A 22958-nucleotide genomic window follows, 5' to 3' on the forward strand; every position below is an offset into this window, starting at 1 on the left:
TGGATAAACGCGCTAATAGGCAACCTTTGGTTTTCAAATGGAAACAATCCATGAGCGAGATGGATGACCTGGCGGCGTTTGCCGTACTGATCGAGGCCGGCAGTTTCACCGTGGCGGCTGAACAACTGGGTTGCAGCAAAGGGCAACTGTCCAAGCGCATCAGCCAGCTGGAGACGGGGTACTCGGTGGTGTTGCTGCATCGCACCACGCGCAAGCTCAGCCTGACCGCGGCCGGCGCTGCGTTGTTGCCCCAGGCGCAGGCGTTGGTGGCGCAGGTCGAACGGGCACGTCAGGCGCTGGCGCGGCTCAAGGACGACTTGGCCGGGCCGGTGCGTATGACGGTTCCGGTGTCGTTGGGCGAAACCTTCTTCGACGGCTTGTTGCTGGAGTTTTCCGAGCACTACCCGCAGGTGCAGATCGAACTGGAGCTGAACAACAGCTACCGCGACCTGGCGCGGGATGGCTTCGACCTGGGGGTACGCTCGGGCGCCATCGAAAATCAGCGCCTGGTGGCCAAGCCGTTGTTGGCCTGGCACGAGATGACCTGTGCCAGCCCGGCCTACCTGGAGCAGCACGGCGAACCGCTGACCCCGGCCGATCTGGCGTCCCACACCTGCTTGCTGAACAGCCACTACAGCGGCCGCGAAGAGTGGCTGTACCACCAGCAGCACGAGCTGCTGCGCGTGCGGGTGAGCGGGACCTTCGCCTCCAATCACTACAACCTGTTGAAAAAGGCCGCCCTGGTGGGCGCTGGTATTGCGCGGCTGCCTTCCTACGTTTTACCGGCGGAACTGGCTGACGGCCGATTGCGCTGGCTGCTGCGGGATTATCAGACGCGGAGCCTGCCGATGTACCTGGTGCATCCCTATCAGGGCGGCTTGCCGCGACGCACCCAAGTGTTGGCCGACTACCTGGTGGACTGGTTCAAGCGCAGCGGCGAAGCCCTCGACCGACTCTAGCGATAGCGGCGGGCGATCAGGTGGTCGACGGAGAGGCGACCCGGGCCTTTGGCCACTAACAGCAGTAGGACGGCCAGCCAAGTGCCGTGGGTCGGGTAGGCATCGGGGTACACGAACAGTTGAATGGTCAGGGTCATGCCGATCAACGCCAGGGCCGAGAAGCGTGTGGCCAAGCCCAGCAGGATCAGCACCGGGAAAAAGTGTTCGGCAAATGCCGCCATGTGTGCGGCCACTTCCGGTGACAGCCAGGGCAGCTTGTATTCGCTGCGAAACAGCGGCAGCGTCGAGGCGGCGAGGCGCGGCTCGCCCAGTTGGAAGGTGCCGCTGATCAAGTCGATGGCAAAGCCTTCGACTTTGGTTTGCCCGGACTTCCAGAACACCGCCGCGATGGAGAAGCGTGCGAGAAAGGCGATCAAGCTGTAGGGGATTTTTTCGAAAAGCTGGATGGCCCGGTTGATCAGGCGCGTTGATCGAGGGTTCATGGCGATACCTTGTGTTCCAGAGACAGATAAGTGATGGCGGCTTGGTTGATCAGCAGCGCCAGGCATTGGTGCAGATCGAACTCGGCTGAGGCCTCGAGTGCGTGCGCGAGCGCCTTCTCCAGCACCGCGCCCTGGTTCAGGCTGTCGATAAACGCCACCGAGCCGCTGTCGATGGCGAACACCTTGACCTCCAGGCCCCGGCGCAACACGAGGGCGCCCTGGGCATGCCAGGGATTCAACGTGGCAATCGCGCCCTCGGTCTGGTGCGCCGCCCACACCGCGACGACGGCGTAGCGCGAGTCCAGCGTGGCCAGGGATGGGTGCAGTTGCAGGTGCAATGTGCCCAGCTCGGTGTGCGTTTGCAGTTGCTGCAGAACAGCCTGCGGTTCCAGCGCGAGGGCATCCGCCGCGTGATAGGCACGGACCCGCAAGCGTTCCAGGCGTGCTACATCCGCCAGGTAAGGCACGCTCGCGGCCGGTTCAAAGCCCTGGATAAAACCGGAAAATGTCGCGCCGTATTCGCTGATCAATGGGCTGCCGGGCGGGCATGCCTGTACGTAACAGCCGGCCATGGCGCGGAAAAACTCATCGCCCACCAGTTGCAACGTCACCGGGTAAGCAGTCGCCAGCGCGTTGATCAACGAGCCGTGGACATTGTTGCGATACACCGCAAAACGGCTGGCCGGGTCGGCGCCGTTGCTGCTGAACAGGCCGGCCGGGCAGGCTTGGTCCGGCGCCAGCAGGGCGGCGGCAAAGTCTTCGAGAAGGCTCATGGGCGGCCCCGCGACAAGTGCCGTTCGGCCTGCTGTGCCTCGGCCAGCAGCACGCTGAAGGCCGGTACCTGGTTATCCCTTTCGATCAGCGTGGCCACCGGGCCGGTACGCGCGAGCACGTGTTCGTACAACTGCCAGACGGCGTTATCGATGGGCGCGCCGTGATCATCGATCAGCAGGCGCTCGCCCAGGCTGTCGGTGTCTTCGGCAAAGCCTGCCAGATGAATCTCAGCCACGGCGTGCAAGGGCAGCGCGTCGATGTAGGTCAACGGATCGCGCTGATGATTGATGCACGACACATAGACGTTATTCACGTCCAGCAGCAGGCCGCAACCGGTGCGGCGGATGATTTCGCCGATGAAGTCCGTTTCGTCGAGCGTCGAGCGCTGGAACTGCAGGTAGGTCGACGGGTTCTCCAGCAGCATTGGCCGCTTGAGGGTGCTCTGAACCTGATCAACGTGTTCGCACACTCGATTGAGGGCGGCGACATCGTAGGCCAGGGGCAGCAAGTCGTTGAAAAACACCGGGCCGTGGGTCGACCAGGCCAGGTGCTCGGAAAAGGCCTGGGGTTGATAGCGCTCGATCAGTGTTGCCAGCCGTGCCAGGTGCTCACGGTTCAGCGGGTTTTCGCCGCCGATGGACAGGCCCACGCCGTGCAGCGACAGCGGGTACTGCGCGCGAATCAAACCCAGGTAGTGATGAAACGGGCCGCCGGCCACCATGTAGTTTTCGGCATGCACTTCAAAAAAACCGATATCGGGGCAGGTGTCGAGCACTTCGGTGAAGTGCTCGTTTTTCAGCCCCAGCCCGGCCCGCAGGGGGAGGCCGGGCACCTGAGCCGCTGAGGGCGTTTGCAGGAACGAAAGCGTCATCATCAGTACTCAGGCTGCGGGCTGCTTCAGGACTTGGCGGTAAAGGCCGCTTCCTGGCCGAAGCCAGTCGACGAGGTGGTGCTTGGGGTTTGGGTGCAGGTGCCGGCCGGGACCAGTTTCCAGGCGTTGGCCTGATCCTTGGTTTTGGAGGTGCCGGCGCAGGAAGTGCCAGCGCCAGCGGCGCAATCGTTCTTGCCGGCTTCGGCGACGCCGAAGCATTTCTGCATGTCGTCGGCCGCGTGGGCGCTGGTGCTCAAGGCGGACAGGCTCAGGGCGGAACTCAGGGCGAGGACGAGGGAAGCAGCGGACAGTGAACGGTGTTTAACGGTCATGGTGTATCTCCAGCAGTGGAATGAGTCGGCGGGCATGATTGCCTGCTTGTACCACTAGAGGCTGGACGCTGGAATTCGTTACAAGCCGTTTGAAAAAAATTTCAGGGATCACCCGAAACAAATGTGGGAGGGGGCTTGCCCCCGATGACGGTATATCAGTCACATATTCTGTGCCTGACATGGCGCCATCGGGGGCAAGCCCCCTCCCACATTTAGCAACCGGGTGTTAACCGCCGAGGTACGCCTCACGCACCTTCGGATCGGTCAGCAACTGTTCACCCGTGCCCTGCATCACCACCCGGCCGTTTTCCAGCACATAGGCACGGTCGGCGATTTTCAGCGCCTGGTTGGCGTTCTGTTCGACCAGGAACACCGTCACACCGTCCTTGCGCAGCTGTTCGATGATGTCGAAGATCTGCTGGATGATGATCGGCGCCAGGCCCAGGGAAGGTTCGTCGAGCAGCAACAGCTTGGGCTTGCTCATCAGCGCGCGACCGATGGCGAGCATTTGCTGCTCGCCGCCGGACATGGTGCCGCCGCGCTGGCTGAAGCGTTCCTTGAGCCTGGGGAACAGGTGCAGCACCTTGTCCATTTGCTCCTGGTAGTCGCCCTTGTCGGTGAAGAACCCGCCCATGGCCAGGTTCTCTTCGACGGTCAGGCGCGAAAACACCCGTCGGCCTTCCGGCACCACGGCAATGCTTTTACGCATGATGTGCGACGACTGCTGGCCCACCAGCTCTTCACCCATGTAGCGGATGCTGCCGCTGTGGGCCTGCGGCGAACCGCACAAGGTCATCAGCAAGGTCGACTTGCCGGCACCGTTGGCGCCGATCAGCGTGACGATCTCACCCTGGCGCACTTCGACGTTGACGCTGTGCAGGGCCTGGATCTTTCCGTAGAAAGTGGAAACGTTTTCGAATTGCAGCATTTTACGCTTCCCCCAGATAGGCTTTGATCACTTCAGGATTGTCGCGGATCTGCTCCGGCGTACCGTCGGCCAGGGGCGTGCCCTGGTTGATCACCACGATGTGGTCGGAAATGCTCATGACCAGTTTCATGTCGTGTTCGATCAACAGCACGGTGGCGTTGTTTTCCTCACGCAACACGCCGATCAGCGCCTTGAGGTCTTCGGTTTCCTTGGGGTTCAAGCCGGCGGCCGGTTCGTCGAGCATCAGGATCCGCGGGCGGGTCATCATGCAGCGGGCGATTTCCAGGCGACGTTGCTGCCCATAAGCCAGGGTGCCGGCGGGGCGGTTGGCGAACTCGGTGAGGTTGACCTTGTCCAGCCAATACTCCGCGTATTCCATGGCCTCGCGCTCGCTCTTGCGGAACGCCGGGGTCTTGAACAAGCCAGCGAAGAAGTTGGTGTTCAAGTGACGGTGCTGAGCGATCAGCAGGTTCTCGACCGCCGTCATGTCCTTGAACAACCGCACGTTCTGGAAGGTCCGCACCACGCCTTTGCGGGCGATCTCGTGACCGGCCAGGCCCTGGATCGGCTGGCCGTCGAGCAGGATGCTGCCACCGCTGGGCTTGTAGAAACCGGTGAGGCAGTTGAACACCGTGGTCTTGCCGGCGCCGTTGGGGCCGATCAGCGCAACCACTTGTTTTTCCTTCACGGTCAGGGCCACGCCATTGACCGCCAGCAAGCCGCCGAAGCGCATGCTCAAGTTTTCGACTTTCAGGATCTCGCGGCTCATTTGCGCAGCTCCATGTGTGGACGTTGCATGGGCAGCAGGCCTTGAGGACGCCAGATCATCATCAGCACCATCATGGCGCCGAACATCAACATGCGGTATTCGCTGAACTCACGCATCATTTCCGGCAGCAGGATCATCACGATCGCCGCGAGAATCACGCCCAACTGCGAGCCCATGCCACCCAGTACCACGATGGCGAGGATGATCGCCGACTCGATAAAGGTGAACGACTCCGGCGTCACCAGGCCTTGGCGAGCGGCGAAGAAGCTGCCGGCAAAACCGGCGAACGCGGCGCCCAGGGTGAACGCGGACAGCTTGATGATGGTCGGGTTCAGGCCCAAGGCCCGGCAGGCGATTTCATCTTCGCGCAGCGCTTCCCACGCACGGCCGATCGGCATGCGCAGCAGGCGGTTGATCACGAACAGTGCGGCCAGAGCCAGCAACAGCGCCACCAGGTACAGGAACACCACTTTGCTCACCGGGTTGTAGGCAATCCCGAAGTACTCGTGGAAGGTCTGCATGCCTTCGGCCGCGGAGCGCTCGAACGACAGCCCGAAGAACGTCGGCTTGGGAATGCTGCTGATGCCGTTGGGACCACCGGTGATGTCGGTCAGGTTACGCAGGAACAGTCGGATGATTTCCCCGAAGCCCAAGGTCACGATGGCCAGGTAGTCACCGCGCAGACGCAGCACCGGGAAGCCCAGCAGGAAGCCGAACGTCGCCGCCGCCATGCCGGCCAGGGGCAGGCAGATCCAGAAGCTCCAGCCCAGATAGTGCGAGAGCAGCGCATAGGTGTAGGCGCCCACGGCGTAGAAACCCACATAACCCAGGTCGAGCAGGCCGGCCAGACCGACCACGATGTTCAGGCCCAGGCCCAGCAACACGTAGATCAGGATCAGGGTGGCGATGTCGACCGCACCGCGCGAGCCGAAGAACGGCCAGATCAGTGCGGCCACGATCAGGCCGATGATGATGTAGCGCTGGGTGCGCGGCAGGGTCAGGAATTGGCTGACCTTGGGCGATACCAGCGGGCCACGGTTGCCCTTGAACAACGCGCCGACCTGCCGGGTGAACAGCACGCGCAGGAACATCAGCACCGAACACAGGGCAATGATGGTCAGGGTCACGGGACCGGTGCCATGCACTTCCAGGTTGATGCCGACAATGCTCAGCTTGAGGCCGAGTACCGGGAACGCCACGGCCCACACCAACAGGGCGCTGAAAAACGCCGATTTAAGATATCTGCTCATACTTTCTCAACCTCCGGACGGCCCAAAATGCCGGTCGGACGGAACAACAGCACCAGAACCAACAGGCCGAACGCCACGACGTCCTTGTACTGGTCGCCGAAGATATCGGCGCCAAACGCTTCGGCCACCCCCAGCACCAGCCCGCCGAGCATCGCGCCCGGAATGCTGCCGATGCCGCCCAATACCGCTGCGGTAAAGGCCTTGAGGCCGACCAGGAAACCGGCGTTGGGGTTGATCACGCCGTACTGCATGCTCAGCAACACGGCGGCGACGGCCGCCAGCGCGGCACCGATGACGAAGGTCAGGGCGATGATGTTGTTGGTGTTGATGCCCAGCAGGTTGGCCATCTTGATGTCTTCGGCGCAGGCCCGGCAGGCGCGCCCCAGACGGGAGCGGGAAATGAACAGGGTCAGGCCCAGCATGGCCACCAGGGTGACGACGAAGACCAGGATCTGCATGTACGAAATCAGCACTTCTTGTGCGCCGCCTGGGCCGAAGGAGAAGCTCCCCGGGATCAGGTTGGGAATGGACTTGTCCTTGGAGTCCTGGGACAGCAATACGGTGTTCTGCAGGAAAATCGACATGCCGATGGCGGAAATCAGCGGGATCAAACGGTTGCTGCCACGCAAGGGACGATAGGCAACCCGTTCGATACTGTAGCCATAGGCACTGGTTACGACGATCGACGCCAGGAACGCGGCGGTCATCAACAACGGCAGGGAGTGGATCCCCATCATGGCCAGCCCGGCAAGGGCAATGAAGGCCACGTAGGAACCAATCATGTAGACCTCGCCATGGGCGAAGTTGATCATTCCAATGATGCCGTAAACCATTGTGTAGCCAATGGCTATCAAGGCATAGGTGCTGCCAATGGTCAGGCCATTAACCAGCTGTTGGAAAAAATGATAGATCTCAGGCATTACAACGCTCCTAAAAACCCGATACGCATTTCACTGGTGGAGTCATGTTCCGGCCCTGCGCTGTGTTCTGTGAGCACATTTGCGCAAAGCGTTTGCCAGCGAACCGCTGGTGACGGTTTTAAGATTTTCAGGTGAGCCAGCGCCCGGATCGCGGGTGACAGGCCCATAAACCTCGTAAAACAAAGCCCACTGCTCTCACAGTGGGCTTGTTGACCAGTAACGCCTGGCTTACTGAGGGGAAACTTCGGTTTTCGGTTTGCCGAAGTGCCACTCGTAGACCACGAACTTGAAGTCCTTCAGGTCGCCCTTGGCGTCGAAGCTCAGATCGCCGGTAGGGGTCTTGAAGGTGCCCGCGTGGATGGCTTCGGCCACTTTGGCGGTGTCTTCGCTTTTCGCGGCTTTGATACCACCGGCGATGACTTCAATGGCCGAGTAGGCCGGGAACACGAACGGACCGGTTGGGTCCTGCTTGTTCTTGGCGAACTCTTCAACGATGGCTTTGTTGGCCGGGTCGGTGTCGAAGGATTTCGGCAGGGTCACCAGCAGGCCTTCGGAAGCGCCCTGGGCGATTTGCGAGATGGAGTCGTTGCCGACGCCTTCTGGGCCCATGAACTTGGCGTTCAGGCCTTTTTCCTTGGCTTGGCGCAGGATCAGGCCCAGCTCAGGGTGGTAGCCGCCGTAGTAGACGAAGTCGACGTTGGCTTGCTTGAGTTTCTGGATGATCGAGGAGAAGTCCTTGTCACCGGCGTTCAGGCCTTCGAAGACGGCAACCTTGGTGCCTTTCTTCTCGAGGGTCTGTTTAACGGCAGTGGCGATGCCTTCACCGTATTGTTGCTTGTCGTGCAGCACGGCAACGATCTTCGGTTTCACGTGGTCGGCGATGTAGTTGCCGGCCGCCGGGCCTTGGGCGCTGTCCAGGCCGATGGTGCGGAAAATCAGCTTGTAGCCACGGGCGGTGATTTCCGGGCTGGTGGCTGCCGGGGTAATCATGATCACGCCTTCGTCTTCATAAATGTCGGACGCGGGCTGAGTGGAGCTGGAGCACAGGTGACCGACCACGAACTTGACGCCGTCGTTGACCACTTTGTTGGCGACGGCCACGGCTTGCTTGGGATCGCAGGCGTCGTCGTATTCCTTGGCTTCGAGCATTTTGCCATCGACGCCGCCCTTGGCGTTGATGTCGGCGATCGCTTGCTTGGCACCCATGAACTGCATGTCGCCATATTGCGTGACAGGACCGGTTTTAGGCCCGGCGATGCCGATCTTGATGGTGTCGGCTGCGAACGAATGGCTGGCAACCCCGGCCAGGACCATAGCGGCAAACAGTTTGGAAATCTGCTTAGTAGCCTTATTCATAGTGCTCCACTCTTACTGTTGTCTTTTTTATAGTTCTAGCGGCCTTGTGAGCTGCAGAACCGGATCAGATATCTTGAATATCCCCCCGGCAGTGCCCTGGCAACTGTACCGGTACAGTGTAGAGCGCCGGTTGATCGCTTGAAAAGCTGGCTGCTGGGGGCAATACCCGGGCGTGTCGCTTAAATGAAAGAAAAAGACAGAATTGCGCCGGGACGCTGCCGCAGTGGCGGACAATCCGTGGCTTTCCTGACGCTTTCAATCGCTCACTCATTTGCAACTGGGTTTTTCTACGAGAGACACGACGTTATGATTGCGCCGATTTTTTCCCAAGGTGAATCCCCATGACGCAAGAACCTAGCACCCTCTATGCCAAGCTGCTCGGTGAAACCGCCGAAATCTCCTGGAAGGAGCTCGAACCGTTCTTTGCCAAGGGTGCCCTATTGTGGGTCGACGCCGGCCTGGATTTGATCGAGGCGGCCGAAGGCATGGCCGAGGATCAGCGCGATAAAGTCGCTGCCTGGCTGGCCTCGGGGAGCCTGGGCGAAGTGTCTGCGACGCGGGCATTGGACCTGCTGGAGCGTGATCCGAGCCTGTGGGCGGTGGTGGTTTCGCCGTGGATTCTGATCCAGGAAAGGGCAGCGTAAGAAAAGCCTGCACGAAAATGGTGCGCGGTTTGCGCCGCTGCAAGTGTGTAGCGGAGTAACCGCTGATGCGGTGATGGCATCTTGCCGTGGAGAAAGGTCACAGCTGAGGGTGACGTGCGCGTCACGGGAACAGTTTTGCCGACGGCGAAATGCCCGGGGAATTGTTTCTTGGTGTTAGCAGATCGCTGTGGCGAGGGAGCGTGCTCCCTCGCCACAGACAACTAGGCGGTTTTGCCGGTATGGTTGTTCAACGAAATAATCTTAGTCTTGCCGATCCGATGACGGTAAATCTCACGCAAGTACTTGATCGCCTTCTTCACGCAATCCCGTGACAGGCGAATGTCATTGATCGAGACAAACTTATCTTTGTCATTGATCAACTCACGGTACTTCTTCTCATACATCGGCTTGATCGCGTACCAGTTGGTGTCGAGGATCTTCGCCGGGTTTTCAAACTCATTGAGCAGTTCGTCGATACGCTCTTCGTCGAAATCCTCGTGGATGATGAAGTCCAGGATCGAGTTGTCCAGCGTGTCGTCGAAACGGTACGGGTTGCGCGCAAAGCAGCGTTTGATGAACGCCACGATCAGCGTCAGGAAATCATCCGACAGGCACGGGCTCTTGGCGATCAGGGTGGTCAACGACAGGTTGGCCGACGCGCCGATCACCAGGGCGTAGCGCTTGAGCGTGGTGTTGGGGAACAGGCTGTTGAGGTGGGTCTTGAGGCGGTTCAGGTCCATGTAGGACAGTTTGTAGTCCTTGGGCAGCGACACGATCGACACCACCGACGAGCAGTTCTTGAAGAAGTGCAGGTCGTGCAGCGCCGCCGCGTCATAGCCGGAGTTCTTGTACTGTTCCAGGGAGGCCTTGTAGCGCTTGGACTCGATCGGCAGCAGGCTGATGCCTTCGATGGCCTGGGTGACTTTGTTGAAGTGCGGCAGGTCGATGGAGCGGAAGAACAGGTCGTCGATGTTCAGGCGCTGCGGCTCTTTGTCGAACACCTTGAACTTGTCACCCGACGGCGCCGGGGTTTCCGGGACCACCGATTCGGCGTAGGCAATCGCCACCGGGCCGGCCAGGCTCATGAACAGGTCGTTGGCATCCAGGCGGATGGTTTCGCCGATGTCGATACCGGCGCGACGGAAGTAGTTCTGGTCGTAGTCGGTGGTGACCGCCTGGGCGGTAAGAATGTTGAAGATCTGTTGCGAGATATACTGGTTGGCGTGCTTTTCCATGGCATTGACATCAATGTTCTGGATATTGCCGTCATCGCTCTCTTCGGCGTAACGCATGATGTCGTTGGAGATCAGCATCATCGCGTTCCACGGGCGGATACGGCCCTTGACGCTGGCTTCGCTGCTGTCTTCATTGGCGAAGTTGTACGAGAAATCCCATTCTTCCGACAGATACTTGCAGAGCAGCCGCCCGGCGTTGATGTGCAGCGCCTCGGACATTTCGCTGCGGTGGTCGGAGATGTTCGGCAGCACGCAGATGCCGCTGGTGAAGATCGGTTCGAAGACGAAGGCGTGGCCGCTTTTGCTGTCGTGCTCGTCGGCCGGCTTGGTGTCGAACGTCTTGTTCATGTATGAATGCTGCTGGGCCAGGCCGAATTCCGACGCCATGCCCGAGCCGGTGCCGCCGCCGGCGCTGAAGATCGAGAAATACAGGCGCGACTGGTTGGCCTTGATGCCGCAGGAGTCGATCAGGTACGAATGGATCATCTTCCAGTCGGGGCTGGAAAAACGCTGGGTGTCTTTATTGAGGATGATCTTGGCCAGGTACTGGCCGAGGATCGGCGCGTTACCGGCGCCACCGGCATGGACTTCCGAGAGGTCCATGATTTTCATCTTGCTGTAATCGCGCAGGAAGCCGCTTTTTTCGCCCTTGCGCGAGAATCGGATGCGCCCGGCGATGTCTTTGTCCAGGTCGCCCAGCATCACCAGCGGCTCCACCAGGAACACTGGTTTGCTGGCCTTGCCGACGCCCAGGCGCAGGTTGTTGCGAATCCATTGGGCGGGGCTGTAGCCCTTGTCTGTCGACTTGTCTTCGGTACTGAATTCGTTCAGGTAGAACTTGCGTGCGTTATAGACCAGCTCGGCCACGTCCAGCGCAATGTTCGAACCGCAGCGGCCCAGGCCGATCAGGCACACCGAGGGGAATTCCTGTTCGCTGCGCGGCTCGCCATCGACTTCCTGATGGGGCAGGCGCGGGAACACCATGTCGCGCAGGCCGTCGAGGTTGTCGAGGATGCGGTCGGTATTGGTCTCGGTGAAGTACAGGTATTGCTGGGTCGCCAGTGGACGGGGGCTGCTCAATGACTTCGAACCTGAAGGTTTTTCCGCAGGAGCTGTCGGCAACACATCGGAGACCACGGTGGCAGAGTTATTTTTAGAAGTCATTGTGCGCCATGTACCTGGGCGGATGGCTGTGAAATGTTAAAAAGCCATCACTGAGTGGGAGTTCGCGACTTTACAGTGCGTCCGGGTCCGGGGCGATAGGTTTAACCCTAGCGTTTCAAGGGGAAATCCCGGCCCGACTCTGATGAATCGGCCGTTTACCGGCGTTCTTTAGATAATTGATGGCGAAATGCCAAAGATTTAGACGTCAGCGAATTGGCCTGATGATCGAGGCGGGACAGCTTCGGTCTGGTCGAAGCTCGTTTGGCGACAGCGCTTCCTTGGCCGCCGCCACGTTGACCGGCGGCAGGAGGGGGCGCCGATCGATGCCCTGGATCACGCTGATGACCTCGTCGACGGGCACTGCCGGGCTCAACAGGTAGCCCTGAACGAAGTCACAGCCATGTTTAAGCAGCAGCTCGAACTGGGCCTGGGTTTCCACGCCTTCGATTACCGCCTGCAAGTGCAGGGTGTGGGCCATGCCGACAATCGCCTCGACGATCTCGATGTCGGCGCTCGACTGGGAAATGTCCTGGATAAACGAGCGATTGATCTTCAGTGTGTTGAGCGGCAGGCGCTTGAGGTAGGCGAGGGAGGAGTAGCCGGTGCCGAAGTCATCGATCGCCAGCGACACGCCCAGCGCGCGGATCTGCCGCAGCTTCGCCAAAGTGCTGCTGATATTGCCCATCAGCGCGTTTTCGGTGACTTCAAGCTCCAGGCGGTTGGCCCCAATCCCACTGGATCGCAGGGCGTCTTCGATCTCATCGACCAGCTCGTCGCGGCCCAGGTTCAACGTCGAACAGTTCACGGCCATGGTCAATTCGCCGTAGCCCTTGTCGGACAGCAGGCTCAAGTCATGACAGGCCTGGCGCAATACCCAGTGGTCCAGTTCGGCGATCAATCCGTTGCTTTCGGCAATGCCGATAAAACGGTCGGGCGCGAGCAAGCCATGGTGCGGATGCTGCCAGCGCACCATGGCTTCCAGGCGGGTGATCCTGCCTCGCTTCATATCGAAGATCGGCTGATAGAACAACACCAGTTCGTTACGGGCGCGCAGGGCCATGCGCAGTTCCTCTTCCAGTTGCAGCTCCATGAACGCGCGGGTTTTCAGGTTGGAGCTGAAGAAGTTGAGGCTGTTACGCCCCGTATCCTTGGACTGGTACAGCGCCAGGTCGGCGGTCTTCAGCAATTCTTCGCAGGTCAGGCCGTCTTCGGGAAACAGGCTGATGCCGATGCTGGTGGTCATCACCATGCGGCGCCCGGCCAGTTCGATCGGGGTTTTCATTTTTTGCATGATGCGCTGGGCCAAATGCCGCGCTTCATCGCGGTGGTGGATGCTGATCAGGATGCAGAACTCATCGCCGCCAAAACGCGCGACCACGTCTTCATGGCTGCGCACCGAGCCCTTGATATGCCCGGCCAACACGGTGAGCAGCTGGTCGCCGGCGTCATGCCCGAGGCTGTCGTTGATACGCTTGAAATGGTCGATATCGAGGAAAATCGCCGCCATCATGCCGTTGCTTCGGGTTTTTTCTGCGATTTTCTCTGCGAAAATCAGATTGAAACCACGGCGATTGAGCAAGCTGGTCAAGGCGTCGTAATGCGCCACCTGTTGCAGCGAGGCGCGGGCCTGGTCCAGCTCGCCGAGCAGGGCGTTGACCCGGCGAAGGTCGCGCTCCTTGTGTTGTAACTTCTTGTCTGCGAGGGCGGCGCTGATGCTGCTGGCGATCACCAGCAGGGTGATGATCGCCACCGACAGCCCCAGTTGAATGGGGTGGTTGTCCTGCGGCAATAACAGATCAGCGCCTGCGGTCACTACCAGTTGCATGGCGGCCATGCCGGTGAAGTGCATGCTCAGAATCCCTGCACCCAGTACCAGGCTGGCGGCGTATTTGAGCAATTGGTGAAACACGCCCGCGCCTTTGCGCAGGGCGATCGACAGCCACAATGCCGCCAGGCTGGCGCCGATGGCGATGGCAACCGAGGCCATGAACAGTTGCGAGTCGAAGTACGCCTGGGCCTGGGAGCGCATGGCCGACATGCCGACGTAATGCATCAGCGCGATGCCCAGGCCCATCCACACCGCCGCCGCCAGGCACTGGCGCACCCGCGGGTGGGGATGACTGAGGGTTTGCATGGCGAACCACGCGGCGGCCAGAGCGATCAGCAGCGACACGAGCGTCATGATCCATTCGTAGTGAATGACGACCGGTGCTTCGAAAGCCAGCACGCTGATGTAGTGAGTCGACCAGATACCGCCTGCCAGGCAAACGGCACCCAGCCAGCGCCAGTGACGGCGGGCGGTGGGGTCCTCGACATGGCCGACGCGTTCGGCCATGTCCAATGTGCCGAACCCCGCCGCACACGCAACCAGGTAGGCGAGTAGCACCAGAAAGGGGTTATGACTGCAGTTGAGTAACAAGTGCCCATTCTCGGGGAGGTCAGAAAAAAAATGCAGACCCAGCAATTCCATTGCATGCCCCGTCATTACGTCACTGCTTCCGGCGGTGACCTATGAGGTCGAGTATAGAAGCCTCGCGGGTTTCGCCAGGACGAATGGTAGGTTGCTCGCTATGATTTCGGCATCTTGCCTATAGCGATTGATGCTAAGCGCTGATCGGCAGGTCCAGCTCGAAAGGCGGTGGCTCCAGCGGCGTCAGACCAAATGCTGCGCGCGCGGCATCGCAATCGGTGTTTTGCACACCGTGGCTCCAGGAGGCGTCGAACTCGCGGCACACGCTGGAGCGCTGCTCATAGATCGTGCAATGAGTGCCTTTGCCCACTTCGCCCTCAAGGCTGCAGCAGCGCGCGGGTTTCTGGTCGGTCCCGATCATCGCCACGCGTGTGGGGTTGATCTGCACCACCAGGTCATCGGGCACCGTGCCCCCCGACGAGGCGCACTCACCCCAGAAGAAAGACACACGGAAGTGTGAACAGCAGGCACCGCAATTCAGACACGGACTGGCTTCGGACATGGGCGTCTTCGATAAGGAAAGTAAGAGGGGTTGTGACAGGAAGGCTCGCCATTCTAATCGCGCCATGGCCGTTGGGAAGAGGAGGGCACACTTATATTTTTCGTAGGGAAAGTCCCGTAGTTTCGGGTGAAATCATGCTCTATCAGCGTTACGAATCATTACAGACAAGCGTCGCCGGCCTGACTATGTTGCAGATACCTGAGCAGGATGCATCGGGCATCGCAGCTCTCATAACAATAAAAGAGACGGACCCATGCAGAACTCGACCCAAGCGGCGAATGCCTGGCGCATTCTGTTCCTGCTGTTCCTCGCCAACCTGTTCAACTTCTTCGACCGCACCATTCCGGCGATCATCATCGAGCCGATCCGCATGGAATGGCACCTGAGCGACTTTCAGCTGGGCATCATCGGCACCGCCTTCACCATCGTCTATGCCATTGCCGGCCTGCCGCTCGGGCGCCTGGCCGATACCGGTTCGCGCAGCAAACTCATGGGGTGGGGCCTGTTCGCGTGGAGCGGGTTGACGGCGATCAACGGCATGGTCGGCAGTTTCTGGACGTTCCTGTTGGTGCGTATGGGCATCGGCATCGGCGAAGCCAGCTACGCGCCGGCGGCCAACTCGCTGATTGGCGACCTGTTCCCGGCCCACCGTCGTGCGCGGGCCATGGGCATTTTCATGCTGGGCCTGCCATTGGGCCTGTTACTGGCGTTCTTTACCATTGGCGCGATGGTCAAGGCGTTCGACAGCTGGCGCGCGCCGTTCTTTATCGCGGCCGTGCCGGGGCTGATCCTCGCGGTCTTCATGTTCTTTATCAAAGAACCCAAGCGCGGCGCGGCAGAAACCGTGCAAGTCTCCCAGGAACGCGTCGACCGCCCGATCCGCCGCGTGCTGGCGGTGCCGACCTTTCTCTGGTTGGTGCTGGCCGGGCTGTGCTTCAACTTCGCAACCTATGCGTGTAACTCGTTCCTGGTGCCGATGCTGCAGCGCTATTTCCTGATGCCGTTGCAGGACGCGGCGGTTGCCACCGGGGTGATCGTCGGGTTGACCGGGCTGGTCGGCCTGACGTTGGGCGGCTGGGTTGCCGACAAGATCCATCAACGGGTTGCCAATGGCCGCCTGTTGTTTGCCGCGTTCAGCCTGATCATTTCCACCGTCACCACCGCCTGGGCCTTGCACGCCGGGCGTATCGAGATCGGTGTGTTTGTCGCGCTGTTCAGTGTGGGTTGGTTGTTTGCCTACAACTTCTACACCTGTGTGTACACGGCGATCCAGGACGTGGTCGAGCCGCGCCTGCGGGCCACGGCGATGGCGCTGTTCTTTGCTGGCCTGTACTTGCTGGGTGGCGGCATGGGGCCGGTGGTGGTGGGGGGCTTGTCCGATCACTTTGCCCATTCGGCGATGTATGCCGCCGGGGCGGAGCAGATGACCGAGGCCTATAAAGCGGTGGGGTTGCATGACGCCATGTACTTGATTCCGGTGGCGCTGTTCTTGACCATGCTGTTTCTGTTTCAGGCGTCGCGCAGTTTTGTGCGGGATGCCAAGCGGATGAAAGACGGGCTGGTGGCGGTGGAGGTGGCGGTGCCGGCTGCTGCTGCGACGGCTTGAGATCGCGTTGACGCCATCGGGAGCAAGCTCCCTCCCGCACTTGAACTGCATTCCAAGTGTGGGAGGGGGCTTGCTCCCGATGAGGCCATGACTGGCGAAGACCTTCTTCAGTGAATAAAAAAGGCCCGCATTGCGCGGGCCTTCTTTTTAGCTGAGCAACGCAGCAATCAACCCGCCACCAACACCCGGATCGCTTCCAGGCGCAGCGCGGCCTTGTCGAGCATGGCCAGGCCTTGCTCGCGCTGTTGGCGCAGGGCAACCAGTTCGCTGTCGCGCACGGTCGGGTTGACCGCTTGCAACGCGGTCAGGCGCGCCAGTTCTTCGTCGGTGTCGGCTGCCAGGCGACGCTTGGCCTCGGCCACGCGCTCGGCATGGCGCGGGGTGATCTTCTCTTCGCCGGCGTTGATGCGTGGCGTCAGTTGGTCGCGCTGGGCCTGGACGAACTTGTTGGCACTGGCCCGTGGCACGCTTTCCAGCTGGTCGTTCAAGGTTTCGAACGACACGCGGCCGGACAGGTCGTTGCCGTTGGCGTCCAGCAGGCAGCGCAGGGCGGCCGGCGGCAGGTAGCGGCCCAGTTGCAGCGAGCGCGGGGCAACCACTTCGCTGACGTAGAGCAGCTCCAGCAACACGGTGCCGGGCTTGAGCGCCTTGTTCTTGATCAGCGCGACGGCGGTGTTGCCCATGGAACCGGACAGCACCAGGTCCATGCCGCCCTGCACCATCGGGTGTTCCCAGGTGATGAACTGCATGTCTTCACGCGACAGCGCCTGGTTACGGTCGTAGGTGATGGTCACCCCTTCGTCGTCGCCCAGGGGGAAGCTGGCGTCGAGCATTTTTTCGCTGGGCTTGAGGATCAGCGCGTTTTCCGAATGGTCTTCGCTGTCGATACCAAACGCATCGAACAGGGTTTCCATATAGATCGGCAGGGCGAACTGGTCGTCTTGCTCGAGGATGTCTTCCACCAGCGCATCGCCTTCACCCGCGCCGCCGGAGTTGAGCTCCAGCAGACGGTCTCGGCCGGTGTGCAGTTCCTGTTCCAGGCGCTCGCGCTCGGCACGGGCTTCGTCGATCAGGGCTTGCCACTCGCCGTCGTCGGCGTTTTCCAGCAGCGGCAGCAGGCGTGGGCCGAACTGATGCTGCAAGGCGTTGCCGGTCGGGCAGGTGTTGAGGAACGCATTCAGCGCTTCGTGGTACCACTGGAACAGGCGCTCTTGCGGGCTGGTTTCCAGGTACGGGACGTGCAGTTCGATCACATGTTTCTGGCCGATCCGGTCCAGACGGCCGATCCGCTGTTCCAGCAGGTCGGGGTGGGACGGCAGGTCGAACAGCACCAGGTGGTGGGAGAACTGGAAGTTGCGGCCTTCGCTGCCGATTTCCGAACAGATCAGCACCTGGGCGCCGAATTCTTCATCGGCGAAGTAGGCGGCGGCGCGGTCACGTTCGAGGATGTTCATGCCTTCGTGGAACACCGTGGCCGGGATGCCGGAGCGCACGCGCAGGGCGTCTTCGAGGTCCATCGCGGTTTCGGCGTGGGCGCAGATCACCAGGACCTTGGTGCGCTTGAGCATTTTCAGCTGGTCGATCAGCCATTCAACCCGTGGGTCGAAGCGCCACCAGCGATTGTCTTCCTCAATGTCCGGCTGCGACTGGAAGCTGACTTCCGGGTACAGCTCGGCGTGTTCGCCCAGCGGCAATTCGAGGTATTCGTCCGGGTTCGGCAGCGGGTAGGCGTGCAGCTTGCGCTCCGGGAAGCCCTGCACCGCGGCGCGGGTGTTGCGGAACAGTACGCGGCCGGTGCCGTGGCGGTCGAGCAGCTCGCGCACCAGGCGCGCGCTGGCTTCGGTGTCGCCATCGTTGACGGCGGTGAGCAGCGCTTCACCTTCGTTGCCGAGGAAACCCTGGATGGTGGTGTGCGCGGCCGGGGAGAGACGGCCCTTGTCCAGCAGTTCCTGCACCGCTTCGGCCACCGGGCGATAGTTCTCGCTTTCGGCGCGGAACGCTTGCAGGTCGTGGAAACGGTTCGGGTCCAGCAGGCGCAGGCGCGCGAAGTGGCTGTCCTGGCCCAGTTGTTCCGGGGTAGCGGTGAGCAGCAGCACGCCCGGGATGACCTCGGCAAGCTGTTCGACCAGTGAGTACTCGGCGCTGGCATTGTCTTCATGCCAGACCAGGTGATGGGCTTCGTCGACCACCATCAGGTCCCAGCCGGCGGCGAACAGTGCGTCCTGGGCCTTCTCGTCGTCCACCAGCCACTCCAGGGCCACCAGGGCCAGCTGGGTGTCTTCGAACGGGTTGGCGGCATCGCTTTCGATGAAGCGTTCTTCGTCGAACAGCGCCACTTGCAGGTTGAAGCGCCGGCGCATTTCCACCAGCCACTGGTGCTGCAGGTTTTCCGGAACCAGGATCAGCACGCGGTTGGCGCGCCCGGACAGCAGCTGGCGATGGATCACCAGGCCGGCTTCGATGGTCTTGCCCAGGCCCACTTCGTCGGCCAGCAATACCCGTGGCGCGATACGGTCGGCGACTTCACGGGCGATGTGCAACTGGTGGGCAATCGGTTGCGCACGCACGCCGCCCAGGCCCCACAGCGAAGATTGCAACTGGCGGCTGGTGTGTTCCAGGGTGTGATAGCGCAGCGAGAACCAGGCCAGCGGGTCGATCTGCCCGGCGAACAGACGGTCGCTGGCCAGGCGGAACTGGATGAAGTTCGACAGTTGGGTTTCCGGCAGGGTGACCTGCTCGTTCTGCCCATTGAGGCCGTGGTAGACCAGCAGGCCGTCGACGTCGTCGACTTCTTGCACGGTCATTTTCCAGCCTTCGAAATGGGTGATGCTGTCGCCCGGCGAGAACCTCACGCGGGTGAGGGGCGCATTCCGTAGCGCATACTGGCGCGTGTCGCCAGTGGCCGGATAGAGCACGGTCAGCAAGCGGCCGTCCTGTGCCAGAACGGTGCCTAAACCCAGCTCTGCTTCGCTGTCACTAATCCAGCGTTGCCCCGGTTGATACTGCTGCGCCATGCTGCCTGACTCCCGCCGTGAAAAAGCCGACTATCTTAACGGAACAAGGCCCTCATCCAAAGGACTCTGACAAAAACTACGCGGTTTGCGCCGTGCATCGAATGTTGAGTCGACAGATGGCGGGCACTTGTGAGTGTCGACTGGGTCACAGGTTGGCAAGCCTGCGCTCAAGTCCGCCCGCCGCCCGCCGACAGCCTGCTGACAGGAGAACAACTATTATGCTGCCACCTATGCTGCCCGTCAGCGTTGTGCCGGTCACGTCGCAACTCGACCCGGTGCGTCAAAAACCCGATATTCCGCCCGTGGTGCCCGTACAAGCGAGTTCCAACGAGAGCACGATCGACCTGAAAAATGGCGATGCCGAGCAGTCGACGTTTTTGCTGCGCGAGGAGCAACGTCGCCAGCAGGAGCAGCAGAAACGCCGGCGTGAAGCCGATGACGACCCGGAGGCGCACTTGGCGATCCCGGGCGACGAGCTCAACGCCGATAACACCGTGCCCGTGGCGCCGCTGATCGAAGACGCGCCGCGCCAAGGGTTGTGGGTGGACGTCGAGGTTTAATCGCGCAGTTCGCGCAAGGCCGCCATCAGCCGTTCAATGTCCTGATCGGTGTTGAGCGGGCTGACGGAGATTCGCGCAATGCTGGCCAGGCCTCGTGCCTGCATATCCAGTGGGGTATATGCCACATCGTTGGCGCCGATATTGATGCGCTTGAGCTCCAGGCGACGCTTGAGCTCGAAGGCGTCCCAGCCGGCGAGGTTGAAGGCGATCAAGCCTGATTGGCTGGTGCCCAAGTCATGCAGAGAGATTCCCGGAGTCTGACGCAACGTTTCGCGGATTCGCTCGCTGGTCTGCCGGACCCGGTCCCACACCCGTTCAATCCCCAGTTGATTGAGTTCCTGCAACGCATTGCCCAAACCTGCCAATAAGGCGTAGGACGTTTCGCTGGTTTCAAAGCGTCGGGCATCGTTGCGCAGGCCGAACCCCTGGGCGCTCCACGGCGCTGAAAACACATCGCGCTGCGCAGGGTTCAACCGCGCCAGAAAGTCCGGCCGCACGTACAGCAGCGCCGTGCCCCGCGGCCCGCGCAGGTGCTTGCGGCCCGCCGACTTGAGCACGTCGCAGTGCAGCGCCTGCACATCCACCGGCACCTGGCCGACCGCTTGGCCGGCATCGATGAAGTAGGGGATGCCATGCCGCCTGGCCACTTCACCAATCGCCTGGGCGGGGTTGATCAGGCCGCCATTGGCGGGGAGCCAGGTCAGGTCGATCAGTTTCACGCTTGCGTCGATCATCGCTTCCAGGGCTACCGGGCAGACTGCGCCGGTTTCATCGCAGGGGATCACCTCGATTCGCGCACCGGCCTGCACCGCCAGTTCCATGCTCGCCAGGTTGCCGCCCCATTCGTGGCGCCCCACCAGAATCCTGTCGCCCGGCTGCCACCGGCCCAGCGCCTGGAACGCCAGGCTCCAGGCGGTCGAGCCGCTGCCGGCAAAGGCAATCGACGCGGTGGGTGCATTGAGCAACTGGCCGGCGGCGCGGCGGGCTTTTTCCACCAGGATGGCGCCATGCTCGCAGGCCTCCATCGGGCCGTCGCACGCTTCGCGTTGCAGTTGCTCGATGATGGTGTCGAGGGTCGCCTGGCTCGGCAATGCAGCACCGGCCGTGTTGAAGTGTACGAGACCGGACCGGCAACCCGGCGTGGCCTCGCGCAGGCGCTGGACGTCGAGCGGGCTCATGGCTGCAGCTCGAACATGGCGTCGACTTCCACCGCCACGCCCCCCGGCAGGCTGGACACGCCGACAGCGGTGCGTACATGCCGGCCTTTGTCGCCGAGGGATTCGCCCAGGCGGCCGACATAGGCCGGTTTGCCGTCCAGCAATGGGATTTTCCCGGAGATAAACAACTGATTCCGGCTGATCACATGGTTGATGTAATTGGCAATCGGCTGGCTGGGCGTCGGCAGCGTGAGGCCGAGGGCCTGCACGCGTTGGCGGATGGAATCGCGCATGTTGAATCCTCTGGGTTGAGAGGTTTCAGCATGTTGATCAAGGTGATGGACGGCAAACGCATAGATATCATCCGACGTATCGAAATAACTCACGCGTCGGCGCAGGCAGCCTTCAACCACGCGCTGAAACATTCGGCCGCCGCGCTGGCGGGGCCTTGGGGCGCGATCAGCCAGTAGCCGATTTCGCTGCGATACGGCGGCCAGTCGAAGGCTTCTACCAGGCTGCCGTCCTGGAGCCGACGCTCGATCAAGCGGTGACGGCCCATGGCGATACCTTGGCCGGCCACGGCGGCTTCGACCACGATGTTGTAGTCATGCAGCACCACGCGCGGATGCGGGCTGAGGTCGACTTGATAATGGCCGGACCAATCCGTCCATTCGAACGGGCGGTGCGAGGTGGCCATCAGCAGTGCGCCGTTGTGCTGCCGGCTGGCCTTGAACGCCGGGCTGCACACGGGGGAGAGCACTTCCGGCATCAGCCGCGTGGCCTGCACGTCAGGCCAGTCGCCCTTGCCATAGCGGATGGCCAGGTCGACCTCGGCCGCCGCGACGTTCGCCAGTTGAATCGCTGGCACCAGCTCCACCTGGATCTGCGGGTAGCGTTGCAGAAAACCCGCCAGGCGCGGCGCCAGCCATAAGGTGGCAAAGGACGCGAGCAAGCCGATGCGCAACACCGTGACGCTGGACACCACCCGTTGGCTGCGGGTGGCAGCGGCGATCAGGTCGAGGGCAGGGCGGATTTGCTCGTAGTAGTGTTGGCCGTCTGCGGTCAGATCAATCGCGCGGGTGCGTCGGACAAATAGTGGTTTGCCCAGGTACTGTTCGAGCTTGTGTACCTGATGGCTGAGCGCACTCTGGGTCACTGACAACTCATGGGCCGCCTTGATAAAGCTCAAGTGCCGCGCCACGGCCTCGAAGGCGCGCAGGGCCAGCAACGGCGGAAGGTCCTTGTGCAGTGCCACCTGTGTGCGCCTCTTGGGTAAGGGGGAAGTGCCGATTTTGGGCGATGACCTGCATTTTGTCGCCCGCTGATTTGCTGTCGGGCAAGTGAGGCCGCATTATTAAGCGATCCCCGCCACGACGTAAGCCAAGCCATGAGTGATGACGACAAACTGATCGACCTGAACGCCGAACGCGCTAAACGGGTGCATGACCTCAACGATAAACGTCTGAATGAGGTTCGCCAGGCGTTTGAACAGGCGATGCCGCTCGGAAAAGTTAAGAAAAAACCGAAAAACAAACCGAAAAAGCGTTGAAACAGCCTGCATCTATTGATGCAGGTCAGTTATTTCCCTTCTTTACGCCCCGTCGTGGGCGACATTGATCCTCGTCAATTTCCCAACCCGCCTTCTCCTTTAACTTAGCCCTATCGCAACAAGGCAACAGCAGGAGGCCAGTCATGTTTTTCGATAATGTGGTATTTGCCGGAGTGCTGACAGTTGGCCTCATGGTGTTGTTCTTCGTAGGGTTTGGATTTTTTATCTGGAGAGACGCGAACAAGCGTAAAAAACCATAGGTTTTTCCAGGTTACATGAGCACGCAAGGCATTTTGGGCGACTTCGGTCGCCCTTTTTTTTGCCCGCGATTTAATCAACACCGCTCTCACTTCTGAACGGCGTTCGGCTTGAGATCGACCGCATAAAAAAAGGTGCGACCCTCGCGGATCGCACCT

The 22958-nt window shown here is 61.0% G+C and carries 22 protein-coding genes; 6 read left to right on the forward strand and 16 right to left on the reverse strand.

The annotated features are described in order from the left end of the window. Positions 1-50: 50 nt before the first annotated feature. Positions 51-959: a LysR family transcriptional regulator gene (locus PverR02_RS06970; protein WP_079443003.1), complete on the forward strand. Its 909-nt coding sequence runs from the start codon at positions 51-53 to the stop codon at positions 957-959. Here PverR02_RS06970 and PverR02_RS06975 read toward each other — a convergent pair. The 9 genes from PverR02_RS06975 to PverR02_RS07015 all read right to left on the reverse strand — a co-directional run bounded on the left by PverR02_RS06975 (position 956) and on the right by PverR02_RS07015 (position 8641). Then, on the reverse strand, positions 956-1441 hold the full coding sequence (locus PverR02_RS06975) for a DoxX family protein (protein ID WP_017844794.1): 486 nt from the start codon (positions 1439-1441) through the stop codon (positions 956-958). The genes PverR02_RS06970 and PverR02_RS06975 overlap by 4 nt on opposite strands. Further along, positions 1438-2214 carry an HvfC/BufC N-terminal domain-containing protein gene (locus tag PverR02_RS06980; RefSeq protein WP_079443004.1) on the reverse strand — a complete coding sequence of 259 codons (777 nt, stop codon included), beginning with the start codon at positions 2212-2214 and terminating at the stop codon, positions 1438-1440. Before PverR02_RS06980 ends, PverR02_RS06975 begins: the two co-directional genes overlap by 4 nt. Continuing rightward, positions 2211-3089 carry an MNIO family bufferin maturase gene (gene bufB, locus PverR02_RS06985; protein WP_046384437.1) on the reverse strand — a complete coding sequence of 293 codons (879 nt, stop codon included), beginning with the start codon at positions 3087-3089 and terminating at the stop codon, positions 2211-2213. The genes PverR02_RS06980 and bufB overlap by 4 nt, the downstream gene beginning before the upstream one ends. A 23-nt stretch (positions 3090-3112) precedes the next feature. Then, positions 3113-3418 carry a BufA1 family periplasmic bufferin-type metallophore gene (gene bufA1 / locus PverR02_RS06990; RefSeq protein ID WP_017844797.1) on the reverse strand — a complete coding sequence of 102 codons (306 nt, stop codon included), beginning with the start codon at positions 3416-3418 and terminating at the stop codon, positions 3113-3115. A 226-nt stretch (positions 3419-3644) separates the two neighbouring features. Next, on the reverse strand, positions 3645-4346 hold the full coding sequence (locus PverR02_RS06995) for an ABC transporter ATP-binding protein (protein ID WP_017844798.1): 702 nt from the start codon (positions 4344-4346) through the stop codon (positions 3645-3647). 1 nt (position 4347) lies between these two features. Beyond that, positions 4348-5115 carry a high-affinity branched-chain amino acid ABC transporter ATP-binding protein LivG gene (gene livG, locus PverR02_RS07000; RefSeq protein ID WP_012722652.1) on the reverse strand — a complete coding sequence of 256 codons (768 nt, stop codon included), beginning with the start codon at positions 5113-5115 and terminating at the stop codon, positions 4348-4350. Beyond that, positions 5112-6365, reverse strand: coding sequence for a high-affinity branched-chain amino acid ABC transporter permease LivM (locus PverR02_RS07005; protein WP_017844800.1), 1254 nt, complete (start codon positions 6363-6365; stop codon positions 5112-5114). The genes livG and PverR02_RS07005 overlap by 4 nt, the downstream gene beginning before the upstream one ends. Beyond that, positions 6362-7285, reverse strand: coding sequence for a high-affinity branched-chain amino acid ABC transporter permease LivH (gene livH, locus PverR02_RS07010; RefSeq protein ID WP_003231100.1), 924 nt, complete (start codon positions 7283-7285; stop codon positions 6362-6364). The genes PverR02_RS07005 and livH overlap by 4 nt, the downstream gene beginning before the upstream one ends. Before the next feature lie 228 nt (positions 7286-7513). Next, positions 7514-8641, reverse strand: a complete 1128-nt coding sequence (locus PverR02_RS07015; protein ID WP_017844801.1) for a branched-chain amino acid ABC transporter substrate-binding protein — start codon at positions 8639-8641, stop codon at positions 7514-7516. Positions 8642-8982: 341 nt separating this feature from the next. On the opposite strand from PverR02_RS07015, the gene PverR02_RS07020 reads away from it, so the two are divergent. Then, entirely contained in the window at positions 8983-9285 is a 303-nt protein-coding gene (locus PverR02_RS07020; RefSeq protein ID WP_017844802.1) for a DUF2288 domain-containing protein, read from the forward strand. A 221-nt stretch (positions 9286-9506) separates the two neighbouring features. On the opposite strand, the gene PverR02_RS07025 is transcribed toward PverR02_RS07020, so the two are convergent. The 3 genes from PverR02_RS07025 to PverR02_RS07035 all read right to left on the reverse strand — a co-directional run bounded on the left by PverR02_RS07025 (position 9507) and on the right by PverR02_RS07035 (position 14656). Beyond that, positions 9507-11684, reverse strand: coding sequence for a hypothetical protein (locus PverR02_RS07025; protein WP_026139772.1), 2178 nt, complete (start codon positions 11682-11684; stop codon positions 9507-9509). Between the two features lie 205 nt (positions 11685-11889). Next, positions 11890-14154: a putative bifunctional diguanylate cyclase/phosphodiesterase gene (locus PverR02_RS07030; protein ID WP_079443005.1), complete on the reverse strand. Its 2265-nt coding sequence runs from the start codon at positions 14152-14154 to the stop codon at positions 11890-11892. A gap of 133 nt (positions 14155-14287) precedes the next feature. Further along, a complete protein-coding gene (locus tag PverR02_RS07035; protein ID WP_079443006.1) occupies positions 14288-14656 on the reverse strand; it encodes a YkgJ family cysteine cluster protein in 369 nt (122 codons plus the stop codon). A 253-nt stretch (positions 14657-14909) separates the two neighbouring features. Between PverR02_RS07035 and PverR02_RS07045 the strand changes: the two genes are divergently transcribed. Beyond that, a complete protein-coding gene (locus tag PverR02_RS07045; protein WP_017844805.1) occupies positions 14910-16262 on the forward strand; it encodes a spinster family MFS transporter in 1353 nt (450 codons plus the stop codon). 167 nt (positions 16263-16429) lie between these two features. Here PverR02_RS07045 and rapA read toward each other — a convergent pair whose 3' ends face one another. Next, positions 16430-19276 (reverse strand): RNA polymerase-associated protein RapA, encoded by a 2847-nt coding sequence (gene rapA, locus PverR02_RS07050; protein ID WP_057004737.1) that lies wholly within the window; start codon positions 19274-19276, stop codon positions 16430-16432. Between the two features lie 218 nt (positions 19277-19494). Here rapA and PverR02_RS07055 point away from each other — a divergent pair, with 218 nt between their 5' ends. Further along, complete coding sequence (locus PverR02_RS07055; RefSeq protein ID WP_046384432.1) at positions 19495-19836, forward strand: hypothetical protein; 342 nt, start codon at positions 19495-19497, stop codon at positions 19834-19836. On the opposite strand, the gene PverR02_RS07060 is transcribed toward PverR02_RS07055, so the two are convergent. The 3 genes from PverR02_RS07060 to PverR02_RS07070 form a co-directional block, all read right to left on the reverse strand. Continuing rightward, positions 19833-21014 carry an aminotransferase class V-fold PLP-dependent enzyme gene (locus tag PverR02_RS07060; RefSeq protein WP_079443007.1) on the reverse strand — a complete coding sequence of 394 codons (1182 nt, stop codon included), beginning with the start codon at positions 21012-21014 and terminating at the stop codon, positions 19833-19835. The two genes, PverR02_RS07055 and PverR02_RS07060, sit on opposite strands and share 4 nt — an antisense overlap. Further along, positions 21011-21286, reverse strand: a complete 276-nt coding sequence (locus PverR02_RS07065) for a RidA family protein (protein WP_079443008.1) — start codon at positions 21284-21286, stop codon at positions 21011-21013. The genes PverR02_RS07060 and PverR02_RS07065 overlap by 4 nt, the downstream gene beginning before the upstream one ends. Before the next feature lie 89 nt (positions 21287-21375). Then, complete coding sequence (locus PverR02_RS07070; RefSeq protein WP_046384429.1) at positions 21376-22248, reverse strand: LysR substrate-binding domain-containing protein; 873 nt, start codon at positions 22246-22248, stop codon at positions 21376-21378. 132 nt (positions 22249-22380) lie between these two features. Between PverR02_RS07070 and PverR02_RS32255 the strand changes: the two genes are divergently transcribed. After that, on the forward strand, positions 22381-22542 hold the full coding sequence (locus PverR02_RS32255) for a hypothetical protein (RefSeq protein ID WP_017844811.1): 162 nt from the start codon (positions 22381-22383) through the stop codon (positions 22540-22542). A gap of 143 nt (positions 22543-22685) precedes the next feature. Further along, positions 22686-22802 (forward strand): cytochrome c oxidase subunit CcoM, encoded by a 117-nt coding sequence (gene ccoM, locus PverR02_RS32940; RefSeq protein WP_017844812.1) that lies wholly within the window; start codon positions 22686-22688, stop codon positions 22800-22802. Positions 22803-22958 lie beyond the last annotated feature (156 nt).

This window comes from Pseudomonas veronii, assembly GCF_002028325.1.
In the GTDB taxonomy this organism is placed as follows: Bacteria; Pseudomonadota; Gammaproteobacteria; order Pseudomonadales; family Pseudomonadaceae; genus Aquipseudomonas; species Aquipseudomonas veronii.